Source organism: Mycobacterium sp., from assembly GCF_049280035.1.
Lineage (GTDB): Bacteria > Actinomycetota > Actinomycetes > Mycobacteriales > Mycobacteriaceae > Mycobacterium.
The window spans coordinates 1-2,150 of sequence record NZ_JBAPPI010000840.1; the positions used below are offsets into that span (position 1 = coordinate 1).

Below are 2,150 nucleotides of genomic sequence, written 5' to 3' on the forward strand. Positions count from 1 at the left end.
GCGACATAAAGCGCGAAAAGCCGACCATGCCCGATCGCGAAACGCCGATCCAGGTAAATCAGCGCGGCGAATATCACCAGATTCCACAGTAATTCGTAAAGGAACGTTGGCTGCACGACCATCGCAAGCTGCCCGGTCGACACCCCGTCCAGCGAATGCACATCGACGAATCCGGCCGGGTCACGCCGATAGAAGATTTCCAACCCCCACGGCATTGTGGTTTCGCGGCCGAAGAGCTCCTGGTTGAAGTAGTTGCCCAGCCGGCCGATCGCCTGCGCGAGAACGATGCCGGGGGCTATCGCGTCGCCGAAGGCCGGAAGCGGAATGCCGCGGCGACGGCAGGCGATCCACGCACCCACGCCGCCCAAGGCGACCGCGCCCCAGATACCTAAGCCGCCATCCCAAATACGCAGCGCCGCAACGAGTCCCGCGCCGCCCTCACCGAAATACGTCCGCCAATCAGTTGCCAGGTGGTACAACCGACCGCCGATAAGCCCGAAAGGCACCGCCCACAAAGCGATGTCATAAATCACGCCACGCTCGCCGCCACGGGCCTGCCAGCGTCGATCACCAATCAGCAGTGCGGCGACGATGCCGATGATGATGAACAGCGCATACGCGCGGATGGGCACCAGCCAGACGTGCCACACTCCCTGCGGTGGACTTGGGAAGTACGCGATGACGGTCGTCGTCATAAGCCGGAGATCCTTTGACGCACACCGGCCGCCAGTTCCTCCGTCAGCGCCCGTAACGTTCCCACACCCGCAGTCAGTGCAGAGACGAGTGCCGAACCCACGATCACACCGTCGGCATAGCCCGCGATTTGAGCCGCCTGTTCGCGTGACCGCACGCCCAGACCGACGCCGACAGGGATGTCAGAAACCGCTTTCACTCTGCCCACCAATTCAGGCGCCGCGTGCGATACCACATCGCGGGCACCGGTTACGCCCATGATCGACGCCGCATACACGAATCCGCGCGACGCCTCGACCGTCGCCGCCAACCGCTGCGGCGTCGACGACGGCGCGACTAAAAAGATCCGGTCCAAGTGGTAGTGGTCGGAGGCCGCCAACCACTCGTCAGCCTCATCGGGAATCAGGTCCGGCGTAATCAACCCATGCCCGCCAGCCGCGGCGAGGTCCCGCGCGAACGCGTCAACCCCGTAGTGCAACACTGGATTCCAGTACGTCATCACAACGGCACGGCCGCCGGATGCGCTGATCGCCTCGACGGCGCTCAGCGTATCCCGAACTCGTACACCCCCGCGCAGCGCAACCTCTGACGCCGTCGCGATGGTCGGGCCGTCCATGCCCGGGTCCGAGTAAGGCACGCCGACTTCGATGAGGTCGCATCCTGATTCGATCAACGCTGTCATCGCGTCGATCGACGTCCGCACATCGGGGTATCCGGTCGGCAGGTAGCCGATCAGCGCCGCGCGGTTATCGCGCTGGCATGAGCTGAAAAGCTCCGTCAGACTATTTGTTTCGCTCTGCTCGACAGTCATGATCGGCCGCTATCCGCCTCTTTGTCGAGCAGGCCGAACCACTTTGCGGCTGTCTCGACATCTTTATCTCCGCGGCCGGACAGATTCACCACAATGACCGATCCGCTGCCCATCTCGACGCCCAATTTGACGGCGCCGGCCACCGCGTGCGCCGACTCGATCGCCGGGATGATGCCTTCGGTCCGGCACAGCAACCGAAACGCATCCATCGCCTCTCTGTCGGTGATCGGCCGGTATTCGGCGCGCCCGGTCTCTCGCAGCCACGCGTGTTCGGGACCGACGCCCGGATAATCCAGTCCGGCCGAAATCGAATGCGATTCGATGGTCTGCCCGTCCTCGTCCTGCAGCAGAAAAGAGAACGATCCCTGAAACGCTCCTGGCGACCCGCCGGTGAATGTGGCGGCGTGGCGGCCGGTCTCGACGCCGTCGCCGGCAGCCTCGAAGCCGACGAGTCGAACGCCGGGATCGTCGAGGAAGGCATGGAAGATCCCGATGGCGTTAGATCCTCCGCCGACGCAAGCGGTGACGGCGTCGGGCAGTCGGCCGGCCTGATCCTGGATCTGCACCCGGGTCTCAAGCCCGATGACCCGCTGAAAATCACGGACCATCGTCGGGAAGGGATGCGGCCCGGCCGCGGTGCCGAAAC

The 2,150-nt window shown here is 64.2% G+C and carries 3 protein-coding genes; all 3 read right to left on the reverse strand.

What is annotated here, in order from left to right:
* Positions 1-695 (reverse strand): prolipoprotein diacylglyceryl transferase family protein (locus tag WAN71_RS26895; protein ID WP_422228243.1); only part of this gene is annotated, 695 nt, incomplete at its 3' end.
* The gene (gene trpA, locus WAN71_RS26900; protein ID WP_422228245.1) at positions 692-1,507 is read right to left on the reverse strand and encodes a tryptophan synthase subunit alpha; all 816 of its coding nucleotides are present in this window, start codon (positions 1,505-1,507) and stop codon (positions 692-694) included. The genes trpA and WAN71_RS26895, both read right to left, overlap by 4 nt.
* Positions 1,501-2,150 (reverse strand): pyridoxal-phosphate dependent enzyme (locus tag WAN71_RS26905; protein WP_422228244.1); only part of this gene is annotated, 650 nt, incomplete at its 5' end. The genes WAN71_RS26905 and trpA, both read right to left, overlap by 7 nt.